This window comes from Corallococcus carmarthensis, assembly GCF_003611695.1.
Classification (GTDB): Bacteria; Myxococcota; Myxococcia; order Myxococcales; family Myxococcaceae; genus Corallococcus; species Corallococcus carmarthensis.
Window position 1 is genome coordinate 1 of sequence record NZ_RAWE01000162.1, and the last position, 23,386, is coordinate 23,386.

General features: G+C 69.8%; 16 protein-coding genes. 9 read left to right on the plus strand and 7 right to left on the minus strand.

Annotation, left to right across the window (positions count from 1 at the left end; translation table 11 throughout):
- The first annotated feature begins 307 nt into the window (after window positions 1-307).
- From D7X32_RS31390 to D7X32_RS31405, 4 genes are all read left to right on the plus strand, one after another.
- On the plus strand, window positions 308-946 hold the full coding sequence (locus D7X32_RS31390) for a hypothetical protein (RefSeq protein ID WP_120606254.1): 639 nt from the start codon (window positions 308-310) through the stop codon (window positions 944-946).
- A 10-nt stretch (window positions 947-956) separates the two neighbouring features.
- Complete coding sequence (locus D7X32_RS31395) at window positions 957-1,421, plus strand: SMI1/KNR4 family protein (protein WP_120606255.1); 465 nt, start codon at window positions 957-959, stop codon at window positions 1,419-1,421.
- 573 nt (window positions 1,422-1,994) lie between these two features.
- Entirely contained in the window at window positions 1,995-3,551 is a 1,557-nt protein-coding gene (locus D7X32_RS31400; protein WP_120606256.1) for a hypothetical protein, read from the plus strand.
- A 25-nt stretch (window positions 3,552-3,576) separates the two neighbouring features.
- Window positions 3,577-5,214 carry a hypothetical protein gene (locus D7X32_RS31405; protein ID WP_120606257.1) on the plus strand — a complete coding sequence of 546 codons (1,638 nt, stop codon included), beginning with the start codon at window positions 3,577-3,579 and terminating at the stop codon, window positions 5,212-5,214.
- Between the two features lie 42 nt (window positions 5,215-5,256).
- Here D7X32_RS31405 and D7X32_RS31410 read toward each other — a convergent pair whose 3' ends face one another.
- The 4 genes from D7X32_RS31410 to D7X32_RS31425 form a co-directional block, all read right to left on the minus strand.
- Window positions 5,257-5,637: a hypothetical protein gene (locus tag D7X32_RS31410; RefSeq protein WP_120606258.1), complete on the minus strand. Its 381-nt coding sequence runs from the start codon at window positions 5,635-5,637 to the stop codon at window positions 5,257-5,259.
- A gap of 66 nt (window positions 5,638-5,703) precedes the next feature.
- Entirely contained in the window at window positions 5,704-6,903 is a 1,200-nt protein-coding gene (locus D7X32_RS31415) for a cytochrome P450 (RefSeq protein WP_120606259.1), read from the minus strand.
- Window positions 6,900-8,414, minus strand: a complete 1,515-nt coding sequence (locus D7X32_RS31420) for a condensation domain-containing protein (protein WP_120606260.1) — start codon at window positions 8,412-8,414, stop codon at window positions 6,900-6,902. Before D7X32_RS31420 ends, D7X32_RS31415 begins: the two co-directional genes overlap by 4 nt.
- On the minus strand, window positions 8,411-13,555 hold the full coding sequence (locus tag D7X32_RS31425; RefSeq protein ID WP_120606261.1) for a non-ribosomal peptide synthetase: 5,145 nt from the start codon (window positions 13,553-13,555) through the stop codon (window positions 8,411-8,413). Before D7X32_RS31425 ends, D7X32_RS31420 begins: the two co-directional genes overlap by 4 nt.
- Before the next feature lie 163 nt (window positions 13,556-13,718).
- Between D7X32_RS31425 and D7X32_RS31430 the strand changes: the two genes are divergently transcribed.
- The 5 genes from D7X32_RS31430 (at window position 13,719) to D7X32_RS31455 (ending at window position 18,701) form a co-directional block, all read left to right on the plus strand.
- Window positions 13,719-14,111, plus strand: a complete 393-nt coding sequence (locus D7X32_RS31430) for an ArsR/SmtB family transcription factor (RefSeq protein WP_167506534.1) — start codon at window positions 13,719-13,721, stop codon at window positions 14,109-14,111.
- Window positions 14,108-15,082, plus strand: coding sequence for an SRPBCC domain-containing protein (locus D7X32_RS46325; RefSeq protein ID WP_208752597.1), 975 nt, complete (start codon window positions 14,108-14,110; stop codon window positions 15,080-15,082). The genes D7X32_RS31430 and D7X32_RS46325 overlap by 4 nt, the downstream gene beginning before the upstream one ends.
- Window positions 15,083-15,195: 113 nt before the next feature.
- A complete protein-coding gene (locus tag D7X32_RS31445) occupies window positions 15,196-16,122 on the plus strand; it encodes an MBL fold metallo-hydrolase (protein WP_147450338.1) in 927 nt (308 codons plus the stop codon).
- A gap of 53 nt (window positions 16,123-16,175) precedes the next feature.
- The gene (locus D7X32_RS31450) at window positions 16,176-17,264 is read left to right on the plus strand and encodes an acyl-CoA dehydrogenase family protein (protein ID WP_120606263.1); all 1,089 of its coding nucleotides are present in this window, start codon (window positions 16,176-16,178) and stop codon (window positions 17,262-17,264) included.
- 207 nt (window positions 17,265-17,471) lie between these two features.
- Complete coding sequence (locus D7X32_RS31455) at window positions 17,472-18,701, plus strand: hypothetical protein (protein WP_120606264.1); 1,230 nt, start codon at window positions 17,472-17,474, stop codon at window positions 18,699-18,701.
- A gap of 87 nt (window positions 18,702-18,788) precedes the next feature.
- Here the strand turns inward: D7X32_RS31455 and D7X32_RS31460 are convergent, their stop codons facing one another.
- The 3 genes from D7X32_RS31460 to D7X32_RS31470 all read right to left on the minus strand — a co-directional run.
- Window positions 18,789-20,069, minus strand: a complete 1,281-nt coding sequence (locus tag D7X32_RS31460) for a S8 family peptidase (RefSeq protein ID WP_244239282.1) — start codon at window positions 20,067-20,069, stop codon at window positions 18,789-18,791.
- Between the two features lie 409 nt (window positions 20,070-20,478).
- Window positions 20,479-21,078 (minus strand): hypothetical protein, encoded by a 600-nt coding sequence (locus D7X32_RS31465; RefSeq protein WP_147450339.1) that lies wholly within the window; start codon window positions 21,076-21,078, stop codon window positions 20,479-20,481.
- Between the two features lie 282 nt (window positions 21,079-21,360).
- Window positions 21,361-23,386 (minus strand): glycoside hydrolase family 15 protein (locus D7X32_RS31470; protein ID WP_244239283.1); only part of this gene is annotated, 2,026 nt, incomplete at its 5' end.

Consider the following 23,386-nt stretch of genomic DNA (forward strand, 5'->3'; position numbering starts at 1 on the left):
GCGGGGGGCTGCGGCTTGATGAGGGTGGCGGCACTGCGGAAGGCGTCAATGGCTCTCATGTCCCTGCTCCTGGCTTCGACGTGGGGGTCGAGGGGGTTCCAGAAGGGAGAGCCGTGCGCGTGCAGCGCCGTCCCAGAAATGATTTTCCGGGGATTTTTCGGGGGGACACGTCTGTCCAAGCCGCCCACCTACGAGGGCGCGGCCGGAGAAAGAGTAGCGCCCAGGTCGCCTCGCGCGTCCTACCCAGCAAGGTACGCTGCGCCCGACGACTTACCTATCGAGCTTGGCCGTGCTGTCATGGATTGCCATGACAGCCGCTTTCGCCCTCCGCTGCGCTGCGGGCGCCGCGCTCCTCGCTCTTGTCGGGTGTGGCTCGGCCACCATCAGTGGAGGCAGCAGCCCGGCACGCGCGAAGTGGGTCGGGTCGGTCGTCAGGACGCCAGACGGTGGGCAGCTCCGCACGACCATCTACTACGGGCCATGGCAGTGCAGCGCCGCGTTCCTGTCCCGGTGCGAGTCGAAGTGCGCGGCGCAGGGCTACCCGCTCATGGGCTGCATGTGGCTGGCCGACATCAAGGGGGACTGGCAGGGGCGTTACCTCTTCCTGCCCGCGGAGGCCGGGGGCCGCCTCGCCATTACCCACTGCTGCTGCGACTACCCGACGGTTGCCGACCCGGAAAGTCTGCGGAAGGTGTGGTCGCGCTCACGCATCCGCTTCCGTGAGGAGTGGGCGAAGGAGCTTGGCACCTGGCCGAACACGGCGGGGCGTGCGTGGCCCGGCCACCACCTGCGGGACTTTCTCCATGGAGGAGATCCAACGGCTCCTGGGAACATCCTCCCCGTTCCGGATGAGGTGCACACCGTCATCAACGCCGAGTACCCTGCCTGCTACGCGCCGGGAGGGAAGTGGCTGACGCCCGGACCTGAGCGACCGTACGCGGATTGAGCGCACCACCATGCCCACGAACATTCAGCGCCTGTTGGCAGAGCTCACCCAGCACCACTTCCCAAACCCGCCTGCGACGCCCGCGCAGCTCGCCGCGTTTGAGGAACGCGTGGGCTGGAAGCTTGATGAGGACCTTCGCGCCTTCTACATACACTGCGACGGAGCCGCGCTATTCAAGCCCTGGCCAGACACCAACTTCTGGATCCTTCCCCTTGCCCAAGTGCGCCGCGGACGGGTGGCAATCCAGGGGCGCGACGAGGACGCCAACGGGCCGCCAGACTGGTACGCACTCGTGGACCTTCAGGACACGGACTTCGTCCTGGTCGACGTGGCGCAACGCCGGGGCCCCTACCCCATGCGCGACGGGTACCACGGGACGTTTCCAGATCCGGCCCATACGAAGGTCATCGCGACGTCGTTCGGGGAGTTCCTGGAGAAGGCCTTGACCAGCGGCGATGACTTCTTCTGGCTGTGAGGATGAGCACCGCCCGTACGTGGCGGGCCGCCCCCAGGCGTGCGACGGCCGCGGAGTGCCGACCCACGACAAGACAAGTTCTTCCTGCTGCTTGTACACCCGCTCAAGTAGGCAGCCATGCGGAGTGCCCGCCGGGGGCAGCCGCAAGTGCGCCAGAATCGCTCGCCCTCCTCCCCCTTCCTTCTTACGTGTGTCCGAATTCAGAAGCCTGTGGGGAGGCATCTATTTGTCTCCGGTCCGGTGAGCAGCGCCGCCGCCTGTTTCAGCGGCGTGTCGCGAAGCGCTCCCAAGGTGGTGGCGCCCCAGGACAGAAACCCATGGGACGCAGGGGCAGACCCACCTGGGCGCCCACAGCCTGGGGCAGTCCTCGCGAGGACCGCGGGGCCAACCCCCGAGCCCGCGCGCGGATCCACGCGGCGTCAGTCGCGACGCCTGCCTGCCGTCTTGACGTCTGACAAGGCGTCGGTGGCAACCCCAGGCGCTCTTCGGCTAGGGTGCCCCGTCCCGGGAGCCCATGAGATGTCTTTGAAACCACGTTCGCTGTCTGCCTTTCTCGTCTCTTGGTGTCTGATCATGGGCTCGGGGTGCGAGTCCACTCCGGATGGGCCGCCTCCCCTGCCGGACGCGGGCCCGAGCATGGATGCGGGCCCGAGCGTGGATGCGGGAGGCGACGCGGGCCCGGACGACGGCACGGACGCGGGGGCCGATGCGGGCCCGGACGACGGGACGCCCGAGGGGCCCCCGCCGCCGGGCGTTCCGGAGGGCCACACGTTCCTGCGCCCGTCCGCGACGCGCGTTCGCACCGTGGCGTGGACGGACCCCCAGGTCACGCTCCGCTTCGCCTTCCTGGGACAGGCCGGGCGGCACTACGACTTCCTCATCGAGGAGTACCAGCGGTGGATCGTCATGACGTTGAAGGACCCGTCCGGAGCCGTCCTCGAACGCCGGGAAGGCGGCGTCGCGATTCCGCCCCTGACCACGCACTGGTCGGGGTTCACCCGGGAGGGCTTCTACACGCTGGAGGTCTCGACGGAGCCGTTCGAGTTCCCCCGGGACCTGGTCTTCCGCCTGGTGGATCAAGGGCCGGACGCTCACGGGGACCTGCTCACCACGGCCTCCCCCTGGCTCCCCTCGGAGCAGCCCTTGATGGGGCAGGGCGAGCACCCGGGGGAGCGCGACGTGTTCTCGTTCTCCACCGTCGCGGGCCACGTCTATTCGATGGACTGCGACTTCGCGAACCGGGGCTGGTGGCTGTCCTTCCTCGATCCGGTCCTGAACTACACCGTCGGCGAGGTGAACGGCGCGAACTTCACGGAGCTGCGGGCCTCCACGGCCTTCAAGGCCCCAGCGGAGCGGTCCTTCGCCATCGTCCAGGCCAACAACGCCCAGGTGGCCCCGTCCCCTTCCGCCTACCAGTGCCGGCTGAAGGACGAAGGAGCGGAGGACCACGGTGAGCGCATGGAGACCGCGACCGCGCTCGCCCAAGGGACGACGTCCGTCGAGGGACGGCTCGACTTCCGTACGGACCTCGACGTCTTCGCGCTGGGCGTCCAGCCCGGACACCACTACCGCGCGACCTGCGTCCCCAGCGCCACGCCGCCCGACTGCCGGGTCCTCGCGGCGGCGCCGGGCGGCGAGTTCGACGGGTTCGACGACATCGTCCTGGCCTTCAAGACGGCCGGGACCTCCCACTACGTGGGGGTGCAGGGGGATCGGGTCGTGCGGGCGCGGTGGACGTCCGCCCCCTACACGCTCCGGTTCGAGGACCTGGGCCTGGACGACCACGGCGACACGCGGCAGACCGCGACGCCGCTGACCGGACCGTCGCAGACCGTCACCGTGCACATCTCTGACTTCATCGACGAGGACTACCTCTCCTTCCAGGCCGTCGCCGGGGGGCACTATCGCCTCAGCGGCGACTGGAGGGACACGTCGACCGGGGAGCAGCTGTTCTCAACGCTCTACGATGCGCAGGGGCGCTCCATCCGGGCACCCGGGCAGCACGTCGGATCGCGCTGGGTGAAGGAGTTCACCCTGCCCACGGCGGGGACCTACTACTTCCAGGAGACCGCCTACCTGCGAGAGAACCTCATCGACCACACGGTCCTCTTCGAGGTCCTGGCCCCCTGACATGCCCATTCCAGGAGCCCCTGTCATGAACGTGAAGCAGCGGTGGCGGTCTGTCCTCGTCCTGTCCGGTGGGCTCGTCCTCGGTGCGGGATGTGATTCCACGCCGGAGCCTCCGCCAGTCGTGCTCGACGCCGGCACGGATGCGGGGACGGATGCGGGCGTGGACGCCGGTCCGGATGCGGGGAGTGAGCCGGAGCCGGACGCGGGGAGCGTCACCTGCGCGGACGACGGGACGGCCGGGGACCCGGGTGACGCGGGCGTGCCGGATGGCGCCACGCTGCTGACCCCCTCGGACGAAGTGCACACCGTCACCTGGCCGCCCGGAGGGGGCGTGCCGGTGTTCTTCGCCTTCGTCGCCGGGGGATGCCGGCACTACGACCTCACGGTGGAACCGGGGAGCCTGGGCTACTCGGTGGTCCTGCGGGATGCCGCGGGCACGCGGCTCGACTCCGCCGACCAGTACAGCGACAGCACCAGCTATCCCCCCAGCCCGCGGCACTGGTCCGGGCTCAAGCGCGGCGCCGTGCACACGTTCTATCTGCTCCCGCTCAACAGCCACCCCCGCGTGCCGTTCCAGTTCCGCCTGGTGGACTGCGGACCGGACGACCACGGGGACCTGCTCCTCCGGGCGACGCCCTGGACGCCATCGGAGAAGCCCTTCACGGGCTACGGCGAGCACTGGCGCGAGCGGGACCTGCTGTCGTTCGAGACCGCCGTGGACCACGTCTACGCGCTCGGCTGCGCCTTCCCGAACCCCTCCTGGGAGCTGCGGATCCTCAACGGCCAGGAGCAGGCCTACGGCCTCGCGTATGACGCCAACGACCGGGAGACCGAAGGCGAAGCCCGCATCAAATCCCTGGGGGGCACCTACTACGCCTCCATCCAGGCCAACTCCGTCTTCGAGCCGTCCCGTCCCTACACCTGCGTGCTGAACGACCTGGGGCGGGAGGACCACGGGGACACCCCGGAAGCCGCCACCCCGGTCCCGGCGGGCACCGCGTCCGTGCAGGGGAAGATCGAGGTGCTCGGGGACCGGGACGTCTTCGCCCTCTCCGTCCAGCCCGGGCACCACTACCGGGTGTCCTTCGCCCTCACGGGGCAGCAGCAGGGCGCGCTCCGGGATGCGGCGCCGGGGGGCCCGTTCGGCACCCATCCCGCTTCCGCGGGCCTCCCCACCTCGACGTCCTTCAAGGCGTCCCAGGCGACGCACTTCTTGGAGATGAAGGGCACGCCCGCGCTTGAAGCGAAGTACGTGACGGGGAACTACACGCTCCAGGTGGAAGACCAGGGCATGGACGACCACGGGGACACCCTGGACACGGCGACGCCCATCCCGGACGGCCCCCAGACGCTGTCCTTCCGGATCGCCAGCGCCATCGACCACGACGTCTACACGTTCCAGGCCATCGCTGGACGGCGCTACCAGCTCGACTGCCCCTGGAAGGTGTCGGGCGCGAAGCACCGGCCGGATGTGGCCTTCCTCGACGCGAAGGGGGCGGTCCAGGCGTCCACCCTGGAGGAGCGGGAGGAGGTGCGCTGGCGGGGTGTCTTCACCGCGCCCCAGAGCACCACCTACGCGCTCGAGTTCTGGGCGGACTTCTTCACGTCGCCGGGGACGGTGCTGGGCGACATGGACTGTCGCTTCGAGGCCCTGGACCCCTGATGCGCGCGGCGGGCTCTTGTAGCCCGCCGCCGCGCTGGCACGTCACAATGCGCTGCAGGCCCAGACGCCCAGGGGCGTACAGAAGCAATTGGGATTGGGGTGGCCCGGCAGACAGCAACTCCGCGACCCGCCAACGGGCGAACACGGGGTCCCCGCGAGCTTGCTGCAGCGATTGTTCAGCCCACAGAGGGGAGTGGAGGGCAGGCAGATGGTGTAGAAGCCGTCGCACTCGACGGAGTCCGCCTGCACCGAACAGGTGTTCCCCTCACAAGACACCGTCGAGCCATTCGAACAGGTCTGTGAGCACGTGACGAGGGCGCTCGACTGCTGCTCCAGCTCCGGCGCCTCGACAGGTTCCAATCCACCACAGGCCACCAGCACCGGGACGACCAGCACCGTCAGCACACCCAGGAAACTCTTCATGGCGTGTCTCTCCTTGAGGGGTTGAGCGGCATCGAATCACAAGATGCGCTCGATTGATGCAGCGGACTACCAGGCAATGGGCAGCTCTTGGACGCCGAGCAGGTTCTCATCCTTCTTGAAGCGGACCTCCTCCGGTGGCACGGCCAGCCGCAGCGTGGGGATGCGCTGGAAGAGCGTCTTGAACACCACCTCGAACTCGATGAGGGACAGCGCCCGCCCCGTGCACAGGTGGAGGCCATGGCCGAAGGCGAAGTGGCGGTGCACCTCACGGTGGAGATCCAGCCGGTCCGGTTCGTTGAAGACCGTCTCGTCGCGGTTGGCGGAATCCGGCTGCGCGAGGATTCCCTCCCCCGCGCGGATGAGCTGGCCACCGATGGTGACATCCACCGTGGCGACGCGTTGCCGGCCCAGGTGGGAGACGTTGACGAAGCGCAGGAGCTCCTGGACGGCCGCGGTGATGGCGGTGGGGTCCTCCATGTCGCGGAACTTCGCCAGCTCCCCAGGGTTGAGCAGCAGCGCCAGCGTGCCCAGGCCAAACATGTACGCGGGCGGACCGTGCCCCGCGTAGAACAGCGAATGGAACATGGAGGCGGCATCCGGGCCGCTCAGCTTGCCCGTCGCCACCTGCTCGGCCACGACGCGCCCGATGAGCGTATCCGTGGGCTCGCGCAGGTTCGCCTCCACCAGCTCCAGGAAGACCTCATCCAGTCCGACCAGGGCCGCCAGCGCCTCCTCGCGTGACGAGGCGCGGGAGCCGACCGTCCGGCTGAGGACGTGCAGGCGCTCCGCGCCGTCATGGGGCACACCGAGCAGGTCGCAGATGATGCGCAGGGCGACGGGCAGCGCGAACGCGGTCATCAGGTCCACCGGACGCGGGCCTGCCAGCATCGCATCCAGTGCCTCATCCACGGTGCGCTGGATTCGCGGCCGCAGGACCTCCATCCGCCGGGGCAGGAACTCCTGCACGAGCATGGCCCGTTGCACCCGGTACTCCGCGTCAGGGCGAAGGAAGAAAGGCAGGGGCCGCCCCTGCCGGGCCATGGAGGAGGCGGAGATGTGCGGGTAGCTCGGTAGCGTGGAGTCCCCGACCATCCGGGGATCGCTCAGCACCGCGAGCACGTCCTGGTAGCGGCTGACCAACCACGGCGTGTTGCCGTCGAACATCCGCACGGGACACACCGGGGCCTCCTGCCTCAACCGCTTGTAGTCGGGGGGAGGATCCAACGGATGCTGCCAATCCTTGGGCAACGGATAGGAAATGCTCATCGGGAGGCTCCTGTGCGTTCAAGCAGGGCGGCGGCGCCCGCCACGGTGGGATGCTGATACAGCTCACGCAATCCGAGGTCCTGGCCCATTTCGGTCCGGACCCGGGCAGCGACTTCGACCAACTGAAGGGAATGGCCGCCGAGCCGGAAGAAGTCGTCGTACGGGCCGACCGAAGCGACCTTCAGCACGCCGGCGAAGATGCGGGCGAGGTGTTCTTCCGTCGCGGTCCGGGCGGGACGCAGGCTCGACGCCCGTGCACCGGGGTCCACGGTCCGCAGGAGTTCCTCGTAGGCCGACAGCAGACGTTCGATGAACGCGAGGTCGAAAAGACTCTCATCGAACTCAGCCCAGAGGGTGCACAGGCCGTCGGAGCGCTCCTCGACCCGCAGGGTGAGCTCGAACTTCGCGGTGGGGAGATCCAACAGCAGCTCCGTCACCTCGCAGCCGTGCAGGACCAGCGCTCCCGCCGTGTGGGGCGGATGGTAGGCGAAGTTCACCTGGACCACGGGCGACCGCGTGGCGTCTCTCGGTGGGGACAGGTCCTCGACGAGCTGCTCGAAGGGCAGGTCCTTGTGCGCGTACGCAGCCGCCGTGGACGTGGCCACCCTCGTGAGCAGCTCGCGGAAGTCCGGGTCGCCGCGCAGGTCCACTTCCAGCACGACGGTGTTGACGAAGAACCCGAGCACGCGCTCGACCTCGGGCAGGTCCCGGTTGGCCACGGCCAGCCCCAGCAGCACCCGTTCACGGCCCGCAGGGTGCCCAAGCACGAGGCCGCATGCGGCGGCCAGCACCGTGAACACCGTCTGACGCTCAGCGCTCGCGAGTGCGTGCACGGACCGGGTGATGGCGGCGGGCAGCACGCGATGCGCGCGACGTCCCCGGCCCAGCGCGGGACGCGGGGTGACGAGGTCCAGGAAGAAGGCGGCCCCCGACAGCCGCTCCCTCCACCAGCGCGACAGCGCTTCGCGCCGTGAAGCGGTGAGCTGCTCGCGCTGCCACGCGGCCCAGTCCACGTACTGCACGGGCAGCTCGGACAGGCCGGTGGGTTCGCGCAGCACGGCCGCGCGGTAGGCCAGGGCCAGGTCCTCGGAGAAGACCTGGAGCGACCCGCCATCCGCCGCGAGCAGGTGCACCGCGAAGACGAGGAAGTGCGTCCGGGGCTCCAGCCTCAACACCGTGAGCCGCAGCAGCGGTCCGTGCTCCAGATCGAACGGACGGGCCGCCTCCACTCGCGCGTGGCCCAGGGCCTCGGACTCGGTCGCCACGTCCACGACGTGCACGTGTGCCTGCCCGTCCGGCGACACGTGCTGGTGCGCCCCCAGCGGGAAGACGGTCCGCAGCGGTTCGTGCCGGGCCACCAGCGCGTCCAGGGCCTCCCGCAGGGCGCGCAGGTCCAGGGGGCCCGTCACGCGGTGGCAACGGACCGTGGCGTGGGCCGCGCCGGTGGGGTCCATCCGGTGCAGGAAGCACAGCCGCTGCTGGGCGAAGGACATCGGGAACGCGGCCGTCATGCGCGCGGCAGCCGCTTGATGGTGGTGGGGGCGGCCGGCGCCACGCTGAGCGCGTCGGCCAGTTGCGCGACGGTGGGCCCCATCAGGATGGTGGCGAGCCCGACCTCCCGGCCCACCATCCGGCCCAGCCGCGAGGCCAGCCGCATCGCCTGCAACGAATGCATGCCCAGCGCGAGCAGGCTCTCGTGGACATCCACCCGGGTCACGCCCAGCAGTTCGGCGACCACCGCCGCGATGCGGACCTCGGCTTCGGTCCTTGGCGCCGTGAAGGGCGCATCCGGATTCCGCCAGGCCGTGGTGGGCAGCCGCGAGCGGTCCACCTTTCCGTGCGGGGTCAACGGCCACGCCTCCAGGACCACGACCTCCGAGGGCACCAGATGCCCCGGCAGCCTGCGCATCAGGTCCTCGCGCACGGCCTGCGCGGACACCGGCACTCCCGCCTCGGCCACGACATAGCCCACCAGGCGGGGCTCCTCCCCGCGCGAGTCGATGACCGCGAGGGTGTCCGCCACGCCGGGATGCCCGGCCAGGGCGGCGCGCACCTCCGCCAGCTCCACCCGGAAGCCCCGGACCTTCACCTGCTCATCGCGGCGGCCCAGGAACTCGATGATGCCCCCCGGAAGCCACCGGCCCAGGTCCCCGCTGCGGTAGAGCCGCGCGCCCGGATGCACCGCGAACGGATCCGGTACGAACCGCTCGGCGGTGAGCTCCGGCCTGCCGCGGTACCCCCGCGCGACGCCGTCTCCACCGATGCAGATCTCCCCCACGGCTCCCGGCGGCGCCACCTGCCCGCGCGCGTCGAGCACGACGACATGGGCATTGAACAGCGCCCGGCCGATGGGCACGTTCGTGGCTTCGGGATCATGCCCTTCGTCAAGCTTGTGGGCGCTGGCCATGACGGTGATCTCCGTGGGGCCGTAGGCATTCGTCAGCTTCGTGAAGCCTCCTCGCTGAAGCGTGCGGAACGCCTCCGGGGGAAAGACCTCCCCGCCCACCACGACCCGGTCCAGGGCGGCGAAGGCCTCCGGGGCTTCGGCCGCCAACCGGGGCAACACCACGGGGGGAATCACCGCATGCGTGATGCGGTGGTCGATGAGGCACCGGGCCAGCGCCGGCACGTCCCAGACCGGCGGCAGGAAGTGGACCGCGGCGCCGTTGAGCAGCGCGCCCCAGACCTCCAGCACCGAGACATCGAAGGAGACCGACGCCATCGCCAGCATCGTCTTGCCCGGGCCCAGGTCCTCGGCCAGGGCGGTCCGGTGCAGGAGGGACACGACCGAGCGGTGCTCGATTTGAACGCCCTTGGGTTTGCCCGTCGACCCGGACGTGTAGAGGACGTAGGCGAGGTCCGACGGACTTCCTTCCGGCAGCGGCGGCCCGGATGACACCGGGGGCAGCTCCTCCAGCACGACGGTGGGAAGGCCGGTGAGCCGGTCCGCCAGCTCCGCCGTGGTGACCAGGGCGTGGGCCCCGGCATCCTGGACGAGCGACGCCAGGTAGACCGGAGGCGCCTTCGGATCCAGCGACAGGAAGGCCGCCCCCGCCATGAGGATTCCCAGCTGGGCCACGACCAGCTCCGCCGAACGGGGGATGCACACCCCCACCAGCGATTCACGGCCGACCCCCAGGCCGCGCAGGTGGTGCGCCAGGTGCTCCGCCCGGCGCGTCAGCCCGCCATAGGTCAGCACGGAGTCGCCGGACTTCACGGCGGGGGCATCAGGCGCGCGGCGGGTCCACCAGGCGAACATGTCGGGCACCCGGTACGTGGGGGCGCTCTGTCGTGGGCCCACGCTGACGAGTGCGCGCCGGTCCGCGTCGTTCAACAACGACAGCCTGGACACGCGGGTGTCCGGCGCGTCGGTGATGGAGCGCAGCAGCTGCTGGTACGCGGACAACATGCCGGTGATGAAGAAGTCCTCGAAGAGGTCGGAGTCGAACTCCCACGAGAGCAGGATGCCGCTCAGGGAAGCGCGGGGACTGGAGCGCACGGGGGCCTCCGAGCGGGGAATGCTCACCACGTCCCCGGCCAGCCGTTGGATGTGTCCCGGTTCGGAGTAGAGCGGCACCGCGACGACGGCCAGCTCGAACTTGGCCGAGCCGTTGCCCAGACCCTCCACGATGGTGACGTCCAGCGGTGACGCGTCGAGCGTGCCCACCGACGAGTCGTGGAAGTTGAACATCGTCTGCATCAACGGATTGAAACCACCCTGATGCCGCGCGGGCGACTCCGCGAAGATCTGCTCATAGGGCAGCTCCTGGTGGTCATAGACCGCCAGCGTGGTGCGCCGCATCCGCGCCAGGAACTCCTCGAACGAAGGGTCCCCGTCCAGCCGGCCCCGCAGCACGACCGTGTTGATGAACATGCCCAGCATGCCCTCGGTGTCCTGCCAGCGCCGGTTGGCGACCGACGAGCCGACAAGCAGATCCCGGGAGCCGGTGTACCGGTGCAGGAGGACGAAGTACGCGGAGAGGAGCGTGGTGAAGAGGGACGTGTGGTTGCGGTCCGCCAGGGCCTGGAGGCGGCGCGCGAGGTCGCCATCCAGCTCCACCCGCGGCGCCACCCCTCGAAACCGCCTCCCCCCGGGAGCCGCGCGGCGAGGTAGCTGGAGCCGGGTCTCCGCGCCTTCCAATTCCTGACGCCAGAAGCGGCGCTGCGCCGCGGCGGCCTCGGTCCCCACCCACTCCCGCTGCCAGCGCGCGTAGTCGTAGTACTGCACCGCCAGCGCGGGGCGCCGCACCTGGCCGTGGCGGACGCATTCGGCGTAGCCGTTGAGCAGGTCCCGCACGAAGACGTTGAAGGACCAGCCGTCGTGCACGATGTGGTGTTCGACGTGCACGAAGACGTGCTCCTCCGCGCCCAGGCGCAAGAGCCGCCAGCGGAAGGGCCGGCCTTCGGCGAGCGCGAACGGGGCCTGCACCGCGGCCCGGACCGCCTCCGCCACCTGGGTGGCCAGCAGCGCTTCATCCACGCCGCTGAAGTCCTGGAGGGGGACCTCCACCTCCCACGGTGCCTCCAGCTCACACCGCAGCTCCCCATCCACTTCAGGGAAGCGGGTGCGCATCACGTCGTGCCGCCGCACGATGTCGGTGAGGCTCGCGTTCAGCGCGGCGTGGTCCAGCGCGCCCGCCAGCCGGAACACCGCCTGCGTGTGGTAGGCCCGCGCGTCCGGGTTGAGCTTGTGCATCAGCCACACGCGCTCCTGTCCAAACGAAGGCGCGAGGGCCATCCCCGCCGCGCCTCCCCGAGGCCCCAGGTCCACCCCACCCCGCGCCTCCTTCAAGCCGGCCGCGAGCTTGGCCACCGTGGGGGCCTGGAGCACGGCGCTCAATTCCAGCTGCGCGCCCAGCACGCGGCGCACCCGGGCCACGAGCTGGGTGGCGAACAACGAGTGCCCTCCCAGCTCGAACAGGTTGTCATCGCGCCCCACCCGCTCCATCCCGAGCAGCGCCGCGGCGATTGCCGCCAGCGCCACTTCGCCGGGCGACTCCGGCGGCTGGTAGCCCGTGCGCTCCGCGCGTGGAGGCCTGGGCAGCCGCGCCCGGTCCACCTTGCCGCTGGTGTTCAGGGGCCAGGCCTCCACCACGACCACGACATCTGGCACCAGGTAGCCGGGCAGCCGGCGGCGAAGCTCCGCGCGCACCGCGTCGCCGGACAGGGCCGCTCCGGTGACAGGCATCACGTAGCCCAGCAGCCGCTCCCGCGTGTCGTCGATGAGGGCGACCGCGTCCCGCACGTCCGGCAGCGCGGCCAGGGCCGCTTCCACCTGGCCCAGCTCGATGCGCGCCCCGCGAATCTTCACCTGGTCGTCGCGCCGGCCCAGGAACTCCAGCGTGCCGTCCGGCAACCACCGGCCCAGGTCGCCGCTGCGGTACAGCCGCCGTCCCGGCACCGGACCGAAGGCGTCCGGAATGAACCGCTCGGCGGTGAGGGCGCTCCGTCCCAGATACCCACGCCCGACCCCCTCCCCGCCAATGCACAGCTCACCCGTCACCCCGTCGGGGACCGGGCGCAGGTGCTCGTCGAGGATGACCACGTGGCCGTTGGAGAGGGGGCGGCCAATGGGCACGCGCTCCGCCTCCACGGCGTGCACCTCCTGGAGCGTGCTGGCCACCGTCACCTCTGTCGGGCCGTAGCCGTTGACGAAGCGGTGGTGCGCTCCCCACTGCCGGGCCGTCTCCGGAAGGCACACGTCCCCGGTGCTCATCACCACCTGGAGGTCGGGGAAGCCGCCCGGTTGCAGCGTGCGCAGGACCGTCGCGGGCAGCACCGCGTGGGTGATGCGCCGGTCCACCAGCACGTGGGCCAGCGGCTCTCCGGAGAGCGGCGACGCATCCAGCGTCTCCAGCCGGCCTCCGTTGGGCAGCGCCATCAGCAGGTCGAACAGGGATGCGTCGAACGACGGGTGGAAGAACTGCAGCACCCGCGTGTCCGGCCCCAACGCGCCCAGGAAGTCCCGCTGCGCATGGAGGAGGTTGGAGACCCCGCGATGCTCGGTCATCACCAGCTTGGGCTCGCCCGTCGAACCCGACGTGCAGATGATGTACGCGAGATCCTCCGGGACCAGCGCCGTGTCCTCCACGTCCGCCGCGCCAGGGCCCACGCCGGCCCCCGTCTCCAGGAAGGGCACCCCCGGCACCTCGCTGGCTGGCGAGCCCACCACGAGCACCGCGCCGGCCCTGCGGACGATGTCCTCGCGCCACGCCTGGGGGTGTGACGGCGCCAGGGGCAGGTAGGCCGCCCCCGCACGCCAGACGGCGATGGCGAGCTCGACGAAGGCCGCGCCCCGCTCCAGCACCACCGCGACCACGTCTCCGCGCCCGATGCCCCGGGCCCGCAGGTGGGCGGCCAGGGCGCGGGTCCGCTCCTCCAGCCGCGCATAGGTGATTTCAGAGGCCCCATCCGAGAGCGCGACGCGGGCGGCATGCCGCCGGCACTGCGCGACGATGACGTCCACCACCGACCGCCACGGTCCATGGTCGACCCTGCCGCCCTGCACGCGGGCGGCCTGCGCCCCGGCGTCCTCCCGCACCTCCGCCGGGGTGTGACCTTCGAGCGCCCAGGGACTCTTCAGACGAAGGCTGGAGAGCAGGCGTTCGTACTCGGTTCCTGTCACCAGGGCGGACGGGGGCGTCGGGGGCAAGGGAGCTCCTGGAGGCAATGACACACATCGCGGCCGCCGCGCGGAGGTCCGTCCGGCCCAGCTCGCTTCCTTGGACCTCTATCACGCGAAAACCCACCACGACGGCCTCGAATGGATCCGGCCTTGCCTCAGGGACACCACGAGACTATATAACCTGAAGGCTATGGAACCTTCCGGTTATGAAATCCCCTCCCCGGGGCGCCTCGACGCCACCTTCGCCGCGCTCGCGGATCCCACGCGCAGGGCCATCCTGGCCCGGCTCGCGTCGGGCGAAGCCTCGGTGAGCGAGCTGGCCGAACCGTTCGCCATGAGCCAGCCCGCCATCTCGAAGCACCTCAAGGTGCTGGAGCGTGCCGGTCTGATTTCACGGGGCCGGGATGCGCAGCGCAGGCCCCGCCGGCTCGAAGCCGCGCCGCTCGCGGAGGCCACCGGGTGGTTGGAGCGCTACCGCCAGTTCTGGGAGGAGAACTACCAGGCGCTGGACGCCATGCTCGAGGACCTGAAGGCGCAGGAGGCGCGCCCCCCCACTCCCCGCAAGAGGAAGAAACAGCCATGAGGAACATGGGAAAGCTGACGGTCTCCACCCCGAACGAGCTTGAACTGACGATGACGCGGGTCTTCAACGCGCCCCGCCGCATGGTCTTCGACGCGCACACGAAGCCGGAGCTGCTCAAGCGCTGGCTCGGAGTGCACCGGGGCTGGTGGATGGCGGTCTGCGACATCGACCTGCGGGTGGGCGGCGCCTACCGCTATGTGTGGCGGGGACCGGACCGCAAGGACATGGGCGTGAGCGGGGTCTTCCGCGAAATCGTGTCGCCCGAGCGGCTGGTGAACACCGAGCGGTTCGACGACGCCTGGTACACGGGCGAGGCGCTGAACACATTGTTGCTCATCGAGGAGGGCGGGAAGACGACGCTCACGAGCACGCTGCGCTTCGAGTCGAAGGAGGCCCGCGACGAGGTGCTGCGCTCGCCCATGGATGGGGGCGTGGCCACGGGCTACGACACGCTCGAGCAACTGCTTTCATCCGAATTGAAGACCCCTCACGACAAGGAACTGACAATGATTGACACCCCGCGAATCCTCCAGACGGAAGCGCAGCTCACCGCGCTCATCCACGTGACCGTTCCCCGCGCCGGAATCCAGCAGGTCATGGGGCCGGGCATCTCCGAGCTGATGGCCACGGTCGCCGGGCAGGGCATCAAGCCCGCGGGACCGTGGTTCACGCACCACCTGCGCATCACTCCCGACGAATTCGACTTCGAGATCGGCATCCCCGTCACGACGCCGGTCAAGGCCGCGGGCCGCGTCAAGCCTGGCCACTGGCCCGCGATGAAGGTCGTGCGCACCGTCTACCAGGGCCCCTACGAGGGCATGGGCCCGGCCTGGGGCGAGTTCGAGGGCTGGATGAAGCAGCAGGGGCTCCAGCCGGCCCAGGACCTCTGGGAGGTCTACGTCGCGGGCCCGGAGTCGGGGCCGGACCCGAAGACGTGGCGCACGGAACTCAACCGGCCCCTCGTCGACTGACGGGGGACGCCAGCACCCTCAAGCCGCCCTCCACGGCACCTTGTTGAATCGCAGGTGCGCACACCGCGGGAATTTCACGCAAGGCGACGGCGGGAATCGGCAAGATGCCGGCCATGAAGCGGACCCTGTGGCGTCGCGTGGGCATGGTTGTCGCGGCCCTGTTGCTGGTGTTGGTCGTCGTCGCGGCCGTGGGACTGAGCGACGTGAGCGTGCCGGACACCTCGCGCTTCGACGCCGACCTGGGCGCCATCCGGGCCCTGGCCGTCTCCACCGGCGCGCCGCTCCCCACCGAAGTGCGCAGCCAGCACGTGGGCCGGGCCTCCGGAGTGCCGCGGGCGCTCGTGGTGGCCGGCAGCGGCTTCGGAGAGGTCACCTTCGACTTCTACGCGTACCAGGTCGTCTATGCCGACGGCCGCACGGTGCTGGTGGACGTCGTGAGCGACGAGAAGACGCAGCAGGCCCAGTTCCCCGGCTCGGAGTTCGACGCCGCGGCCTACACCCGGGTCCAGGAGGCGCTGCGCCGCGCGGACGCGACGGTCGTCACCCACGAGCACTTCGACCACTGCGCGGGCATCGCGCACTCGGCACACCTGGACGAGGTGGCGAGCAAGGTCCACCTCACGGACGAACAGCTGCGAAGCCCGCTCGCGCAGGAAGCCGGCTTCACCGCGGAGCTGCGCGCCCGGCTCACGCCGCTCCAGTACGAGCGCCTGCACCTGCTGCGCCCCGGCGTGGTCCTCATCAAGGCCCCGGGCCACACGCCCGGCACCCAGCTGGTGTACGTGCGGCTCGCCGACGGACGCGAGCTCCTGCTCGTCGGCGACGTGGCCTGGCACCAGGACAACATCCAGATCCCGAGGATGCACCCGCGGCTCACGAACTGGCTGGGCGGCGAGGACGCGCAGGCGATGGCGCACCAGCTGCGGTGGCTGCACGACCTGCGACGCACCGCGCCCGAGCTGCACCCGGTGGTGGCCCACGACGGCGCGCAGATGCAGGACTACCAGCGCCGTGGACTCATCCTGGACGGGCTGCTCTGACCCATGGGCGTGGGCTAATGTCTGACGCCTCCATGCCACAACTCCAACGAACGATGAGCGATGCGGACTGCCTGGCCGAAGCGGAGCGGATCCAGCGGCTGCTGGCCGAGCAGGCCGCGCGGCATGACCGGGAGACCTCCCTGCCTGACGAGGGCTTCGAGGCCATGGCCCGATCCCCGCTGAACACCGCGCTGCTGGAGGGCGCCTCCTGGCTGACCTTCGGGCGCGTCGTCAGCATCCTGAGCCGGGGCAGCGCCTCCTTCGGGACGCTCTGGCTGATGCACCAGGGCTCGGGGCTCGCCTTCCTGGCCCTGCCGGAGCCCGCGCTGGTGGCCTCGTTCCACGACAGGTTCCGCCAGGGAGCTTGGTTCGGCAACGCCCTGTCCGAGCCCACCAGCGGCAACATGTTCCTCATGCCTCACCAGGAGGCCCGCCGCGCCGAGGGCGGCTGGCGCCTGTCCGGGGCCAAGCGCTTCGTGTCAGGCAGCGAGCGGGCCAGCTACCTGCTCACCAATGCCGTGTGTGATGGCCAGCCCGCCTTCTTCCTCATCGACAAGGACGACTCCATCCGGGTGGAGGATGTCTGGGACACCCTGGGCATGCGGGCCACGCGCAGCCAGCTGCTGCACTTCCAGGACACGCTGCTGCCGGAGTCCCGGCGGCTGCGGTTGGATCCCTCCCAGCCCAATCCCATCGCCCTGGGTCTGCCGTGGATCTCCATTGGCATCGCCGAGGCGGCGCTGGCCTTCGCCATCCCCTACGCCAGGGAGCGCAAGCTGCCTCCGGAGAACCGGGCCATCGCGGAGATGCAGTGGGTGCAGTTCTCGGTGGCGGAGATGAGCCTCCGTCTGGAGGCGGCGCGGGCGCTGGCCATGCGCGCGGCCATCGCCACGGATCAGCGCGAGCCGGACTTCCCCGTGCTGCAGATGCAAGCCAAGGTCGTGGCCAATGAGGCCGCCGTGGCCATCACCACCGCGGCCATGGAGCTCGCCGGAGGCTCGGGCTACATGCGGAGCCTCCCCATCGAGCGCTACCTGCGCGATGCCATGAGCGGCCCGCTGATGGCCTGGTCTCCAGCGGTGATCCGCGACTTCCTCGGCAAGGCCCTGCTGGGGCTTCAGCCGCCACCGCCCCAGGCGTGAGCCCGCCCGGCAGGGGGCTCGTGTCTCGGGTGGCGACGTACGTGGACCCGGAGCCGGCGGCGCGCGAGTTCCTGGCGGCGTGAGCCTCCTCTGCAATGACCGACCCGGGAGGAAATGACATCCGTCGAAACACACCTCGCGGGTCGTATGTTTTATTGGGGTATCCATGTCTTGACTGGAAACGGATGATTCAAGTCTATTCAGGGCATGGCCACTCTTCTCGACTTCAAGGCGGTCTTGACCGAGCTGCGCGCTGCCCGGAACGCGCTTCCCCAGGAGACAGCGAAGAACTTCCTGGGGTTTGGCGGAAGCCATGTCTACAAGCGCGATGCCGCGAGGGCGCTGGGGCAAGACCTCATTGATATCTGTGCCGACTGTGTGAACGCCCTCGCGGATCGCTCGACGGCCCGGTTCAATTTCAATGACGAGGTCGCTGTCATTGATGTCCTGTTGAACATCGAGATGGTCACCAAGCCAAAGGCCCAGCTTCAACGCCTGCACGCGGCGGCGCTCAGGTTGAGGGGGCATTGCCAGACAACGGCGGCCATCAACAGGCAGGATGCGGTTTCCACCCGGAACGACTGGAATGGCGCGAAGGCCATTGATGTCGTCATGGCCGAACTCAATGGAAATCGAGGGGTGCTGACCGCCAAGCAACTCGCGGGGCGGGCGCAGTTGATCATCAACAACGCCGGCGACCCCGCCAACATCGACGACGGTGATGGGTGGAACTCCAGCAGGCGGGCGGTCTTCGCGGATCCGCTGGAGCGGGTCTCCGAGGGGAGCCGGGACGTCGTAGGGGACGCGAAGGCGGCGTCGCTCGATGGTCGTCGAGTGGGCGGCCTGGCCATCTGCCATGCCACGGCGGCCGGGATGATCAACGTCCTGGGCCGCAAGCACGCCACCTACAAGGCGGGAGGCAGGGGCCCCGTCCTTCGCGAACAAGCCCGGGCCCTCGCCGTGCAATTGTTGTCGGATCGCAACAAGCTCTATCTCTTGCATTTCAGGTGCACCGCCCAGGCGGACGGGCACTCGTTCATGCTGTGCATGAACCATGATGGCACGGTGACGCTCTCTGAGTCCTGGGCCAACCCGGGGGGCAACGGCCTGCTCCTGGAGCTTCAAGCCGACAAGGTGCTCAGGGGCAAGGCGGAGATCTCGAACGGCAACGCCATCGGCGCCGTCAACCGGATCTTCGACGCATCCCCCGCCGTCCGGACCCAGGGCTATACCCGGCTCTCACAAGCCTATGGTGACAGTGTGCTCTACGAACTGCGCGCCCATGACGAGCATGCGGTGGGGCATCATTGCGGTGACGACTGCCGGGCCAACGACGCCGACATCTCCATCGTGGTCCGCGCCCGGCAGCTCACCAGGCCGGCGACGGTGAGGAATCGGCTCACGGAGCTTCGAGGCGTCTACGACGCCATCGTCTAGCATTCGCCCCAGCCTCCTGAAGAGGACCTCGCGCGAGCAGGGCCCGCGCTCACGGACGCCTGCCGTGAGCGCGGACGCAGGACGTGCCTACTCCCCGCTGTTCCGGACGGTGGGGGCTCGCATGGGTGAGATGAAGCCCGAATAGGCCATCCGGTTCGGTGAGCAGTGCCCGGGGTTGGCCACCTTGTCCGGCGTGGCGTTGCCCGTCATGGCGGTGCTGACCTCCTGCGGCGCGGAGGCGGGATGGGCCTCCAGGAAGAGCGCGACGATGCCGGTGACATGCGGGGTGGCCATGGACGTGCCGCTCACCGTTCGGGTCGCCGTGTCATCGCTGGCCCAGGCCGAGAGGATGCCCTCGCCGGGCGCGAAGACGTCCACGCAGTCGCCATGGTTGGAGAAGGACGCCCGCCGGTCCACGCTGTTGGTGGCACCCACGGTAATGGCCTCGGCGGTGCGCGCGGGAGAGCGCGTGCACGCGTCCTGGTTCTCGTTGCCCGCCGCCAGCACATACGTCACGCCTGACGCGATGGAGCGGCGCACGGCCTCGTCGAGCGCCGCGTCCTCCCCGCCGCCCAGGCTCATGTTGGCCACCGCCGGGGACTGGTGGTGCTCGGTCACCCAGTCCACGCCCGCCACCACGCCCGCCGTCGTCCCGGAGCCCTCGCAGTTCAGCACGCGCACGGCGTGCAGCGACGCGCTCTTGGCAATGCCATACACCCTGCCGCCCACCGTGGCGGACACGTGGGTGCCATGGCCGTTGCAGTCCACGCCGTTGCGGCCGTCGCCGACGGCATCGAAGGCGATGTCCGCCCGCCCGGCGAACTCCTGGTGCGTGGGGCGCAGGCCCGTGTCGATGACGTACACGTGCACGCCCCGGCCCTGCGTCTGGTACAGGTAGAGCTGATTGAGCGGCAGGTCGCGCTGGTCGATGCGGTCAATCCCCCACGTCGCATCGGACTGGCTCTCGTCCAGCGTCACCACGCCATTCTGTTGCACGTACTCCACCTCGGGCGCGGCGGACATGGCACGGGCCTGCTTCTCGTTCATGCGCGCGGCAAAGCCCCGCAGCGCGTGCGCGTACACGTGGAAGGCCTTGCCGCCGAAGCGCTCGGTCAGGCTCCGCGCGACCACCACCGGCGCCAGCGCGGCGTCCCCTTCCCGGGGCTCATTGAGCACGACGACGTACTCACCGGGGACCGGCTTCGCGACCGTGAGGAACTTCTCGCGCACCGGTGTCTGCACGGACGCGGTGCCACGGCAGGGTGTGTCACCGGGTGGCGGTACGGGATCGCCCGCGCTCCGGCACGCCGACAGCAGGAACAGCACGCAGGCGGACGCGACCGTCCGCGACAGGAGCTTCAGCGACATGGGTTCCCCCGGGGGTGGCACTTCCAGCTTCGGCCGGAAGCCGGGAAGCAACGCTGGCGCGGCCTTCCCAGTGAAGTAACGCTTTCTGACTCAAAGCGGTTACTGCCCCGCGGGGCCGCGAAGCGTCCGAAACCTCCACCCGGGAGGCATGAGGCGTTGATTGGGTTTCAGGTCTCGCGCGGGTCAGACGGGTTCCCAGCAACCCGGGGCCGAGGCACCGTCGAGCGCGAGCGTCACCGATACCCCGAGCCCGCGTGTGCCCAGCACCGCCGTGCCGAGCGACCTCTCCAACTCGGGGGTGGAGACCTACCTGCGGACCTTTGACGACCGCAGGAACCCCTTCAACACGGGCTCCTGCGGTTCATGCCATGCGGCCGCGACGCGGGCTGAGGGGAGGCCACGGAAGGCGTCAGCTCGCGCTCCCCACCACGTCGTCCTTGGCCATGCGCTTGACGATGGCATCCGCGAGACCCGGGACCTCCTTCTGCACGTCCGAGGACTCGTAGGTCTTGGTGTTCGTGCTCCACAGCAGTTGTCCGTTCTCGCCCCGGGCGTCGAAGAGACTGACCTGCATCCGCGCCTCCTCCGTCACGGTGTCCATTGAACCGTAGGCACCGAAGTAGTCGTAGTAGGACATGGCGGGATTGACGTTGACGTCTTCATGGACCCCCGCGAAGCGAGCCACCAGGATGCCGTCGTACCCCTGTCCCTGGATGGCGCTCCGGATCGAGTCCTTGTCGGGCTTCGCTCCCGCAGGGAGGACGTCGGAACTCTTGACGGCCTGGACACCCTCCGCCGACAGCTTCGCCGACAGCTCCTGCTCAAGCTGCTGCCGGGTGGCTTCGCTCGGCACCACCGCCACGACGACGACCTTCTTGACAGGGGGATGCTGGGCGAGCGCCGGGCTCTTCCAGCTCTTGCCTACGCTCGTCGAGGCGCAGCCCGCGGCGAGCAGCATCATTCCGGCGAGCAGGGTGAATCCGAAGTGGGTACCGCGTCCTGTTCTCATGGCTTTGTCTCCCAGGGGGCTGAGTGCCCTCCTTGGGAGACGCTGAGGACGTGGCCGCCCGGGGACAAGGCCTCGCGGTGTGAGGAAGCGGGCCCCCGTGTTCCGCGCCTGCCTCCGGAGATGACCGCGTCACGCCTGCGGAGGGTGGGGGCCGTTCCCCAGCTCGCTGTGGACCCCTTGCGCCAGGCGCTCAGGGGCCCTCTCGCCCACGCGCTCCCGCACGGTGGTGCGTGGCCGATGTCGCTGTTCCGCCAGATGCTTCCGTGTCGAGGAAGCACGGGGTCACTCAATGGATGGCGGCTCGGGCTCCAGGAGGTGCGGGGGCTCCGACTGCCCTTCGTCCCGGAGCCTGAGCGCGCGGTCGATGCGCGCGGCGGCGCTGATGAGGCCGAGGTGGCTGAAGGCCTGTGGGAAGTTTCCCAACTGCTCGCGCGTCAGCGGGTGGATCTCCTCCGCCAGCAGTCCCAGGTGGTTCGACGCCTCCGCGTGCGCGACGAAGACGTCCTCGGCCTCCTGGATGCGATTGGCCAGCGTCAGCGCCTCCGCCAGCCAGAAGCCGCAGAGGATGAAGCCTCCCTCCGGCCCCCCGACCCCGTCATCCATCCGGTACCGGCGCAAGAACGGTCCCGCGCCCAGCTCCGCGCGCAGCCAGTCGAGCGTCCTCAGGATGAACGGATCCGTTCCCCGGAAGCAGCCCACGATGGGCAGCAGCAGCAGCGCGGCGTCCGGTTCGTTCCCTCCATAGACTCCGACGAAGTGCTTGCGCGCCGGATCCACGCCGTTGCGCAGGATGTCCGCCCGGATGACGTCCGCCAGGGCGGCACTGGACTGCTCCAGCGCCGTCTCCCCGAAGAGCCGTGCCAGGTGCTGCCCCCGGCGCAGGGCCAGCCACCCCATGAGCTTCGAGTGGACGTTGTGCCGCATCTCCCGGCGCGGCTCCCAGATGCCGTGGTCGGGCTCGCTCCAGCGGCGGGCGGTGGTCTGGATGACCGAACGGAGCAGCCTCCAGGTGCGCAGCGGCAGCTTCCCGCCGGAGCGCTCATAAAGGTACGCCGCGTCGAGCAGCGCGCCCGCGGTGTCGAACTGGAATTGGTCCCTCGCGTCGTTCCCCAGCCGCACCGGCCGCGAGCCCTGGAAGCCGGCCAGGTGGTCCAGCTCCCGCTCCGGCGGCACGGAGGCCCCGTCCAGCGTGTACATCACCTGAAGCGGGTCACCGCGCTGCAACGTGTCGCGTATGAAATAGAAGAACTCGCGCGACTCACTCTGGAAGCCGAGGAGGTTGGTGGCGCGCACCGCCATCGCGGAGTCGCGGACCCAGCTGAAGCGGTAGTCCCAGTTGCGAGGCCCGCCAATCCACTCGGGGAGCGAGGTGGTGGGCGCGGCCACCATCGCGCCCGTGGGGCCGTACATCAGCAGCTTCAGCGCCAGCGCGGAGCGCAGCACGTGGTGCCGCCACGGCCCTTCGTAGTGGAGCTGTTGCGCCCACTCGCGCCAGGCCTGGCGCGTATCCCGCAGGTGGTCGAAGGGCCGGTACGCGGCGAGCGGCTCCGGCCGGTCGGAATCCCACGACAGGATCATCCAGCGCCGCTCGCCCGGCCCCATCCGGATGCGCGTCTGGAGGCCCGTGTCTCCCCGGCAGGGCTGGCCGCGCAGCGCCTCGCAGGGCCGCCACTCCGCCTCCCCGCTGAGCACGGCGACCAGCCGCTCCCCTGCCGACCCGCGGGCGACAAGGCCGTGCTCCTCCCGCTCCACCCGCGTCCGCGACGCCCCGTAACCGAAGCGCGGGTCGAAGACGATGTTCAGCTCCACCGGGCCTTCCAGGCACTCGATGCGCCGGTGCACCTCGTGGACGGTGGAGCGCGGGTCGTTGGTCCACGGCATGTAGTCGATGATGCGGATGGCCCCCTTGCGCTCGAAGCGGAACAGCGTCTCCAGGACGTTGGTGTCCGGGTCGTAGCGCTGCAGGCTCTCGAAGGGCCACACCACGGGGGTGATGCCGGTGATGCCACCCTTCTCGTCATCGAGGATGCCCGCGAAGACGCTCGGGCTGTCGAAGCGGGGGAAGCAGAGCCAGTCGATGACGCCGTCCGGCCGGACGAGCGCGCAGGAGCTTCCATCGCCAATCACCCCGCGGCCCGCCAGGGGGACCTCCCGGTAGGACGCCGGGTTGGTGAACCGGAAGGGGCGGGCCATCCGCCTGGCGGCGCTGTAGAGGTCCATGAGCAGGCGTGTCGCGGGGCAGGAGCGCGACCTCCCGCCCTCAAAGTAGCGACGGCCGCACCCGGCAACCCACCCACGCAGGGGGCCC

Excerpts from the sequence above, each read along its gene's own strand:
- D7X32_RS31390 (WP_120606254.1), top strand. The coding sequence starts at position 308 with ATGACAGCCGCTTTCGCCCTCCGCTGCGCTGCGGGCGCCGCGCTCCTC.
- D7X32_RS31395 (WP_120606255.1), top strand. The coding sequence starts at position 957 with ATGCCCACGAACATTCAGCGCCTGTTGGCAGAGCTCACCCAGCACCAC.
- D7X32_RS31400 (WP_120606256.1), top strand. The coding sequence starts at position 1,995 with ATGGGCTCGGGGTGCGAGTCCACTCCGGATGGGCCGCCTCCCCTGCCG.
- D7X32_RS31405 (WP_120606257.1), top strand. The coding sequence starts at position 3,577 with ATGAACGTGAAGCAGCGGTGGCGGTCTGTCCTCGTCCTGTCCGGTGGG.
- D7X32_RS31410 (WP_120606258.1), bottom strand. The coding sequence starts at position 5,637 with ATGAAGAGTTTCCTGGGTGTGCTGACGGTGCTGGTCGTCCCGGTGCTG.
- D7X32_RS31415 (WP_120606259.1), bottom strand. The coding sequence starts at position 6,903 with ATGAGCATTTCCTATCCGTTGCCCAAGGATTGGCAGCATCCGTTGGAT.
- D7X32_RS31420 (WP_120606260.1), bottom strand. The coding sequence starts at position 8,414 with ATGACGGCCGCGTTCCCGATGTCCTTCGCCCAGCAGCGGCTGTGCTTC.
- D7X32_RS31430 (WP_167506534.1), top strand. The coding sequence starts at position 13,719 with ATGGAACCTTCCGGTTATGAAATCCCCTCCCCGGGGCGCCTCGACGCC.
- D7X32_RS46325 (WP_208752597.1), top strand. The coding sequence starts at position 14,108 with ATGAGGAACATGGGAAAGCTGACGGTCTCCACCCCGAACGAGCTTGAA.
- D7X32_RS31445 (WP_147450338.1), top strand. The coding sequence starts at position 15,196 with ATGAAGCGGACCCTGTGGCGTCGCGTGGGCATGGTTGTCGCGGCCCTG.
- D7X32_RS31450 (WP_120606263.1), top strand. The coding sequence starts at position 16,176 with ATGAGCGATGCGGACTGCCTGGCCGAAGCGGAGCGGATCCAGCGGCTG.
- D7X32_RS31455 (WP_120606264.1), top strand. The coding sequence starts at position 17,472 with ATGGCCACTCTTCTCGACTTCAAGGCGGTCTTGACCGAGCTGCGCGCT.
- D7X32_RS31460 (WP_244239282.1), bottom strand. The coding sequence starts at position 20,069 with ATGTCGCTGAAGCTCCTGTCGCGGACGGTCGCGTCCGCCTGCGTGCTG.
- D7X32_RS31465 (WP_147450339.1), bottom strand. The coding sequence starts at position 21,078 with ATGAGAACAGGACGCGGTACCCACTTCGGATTCACCCTGCTCGCCGGA.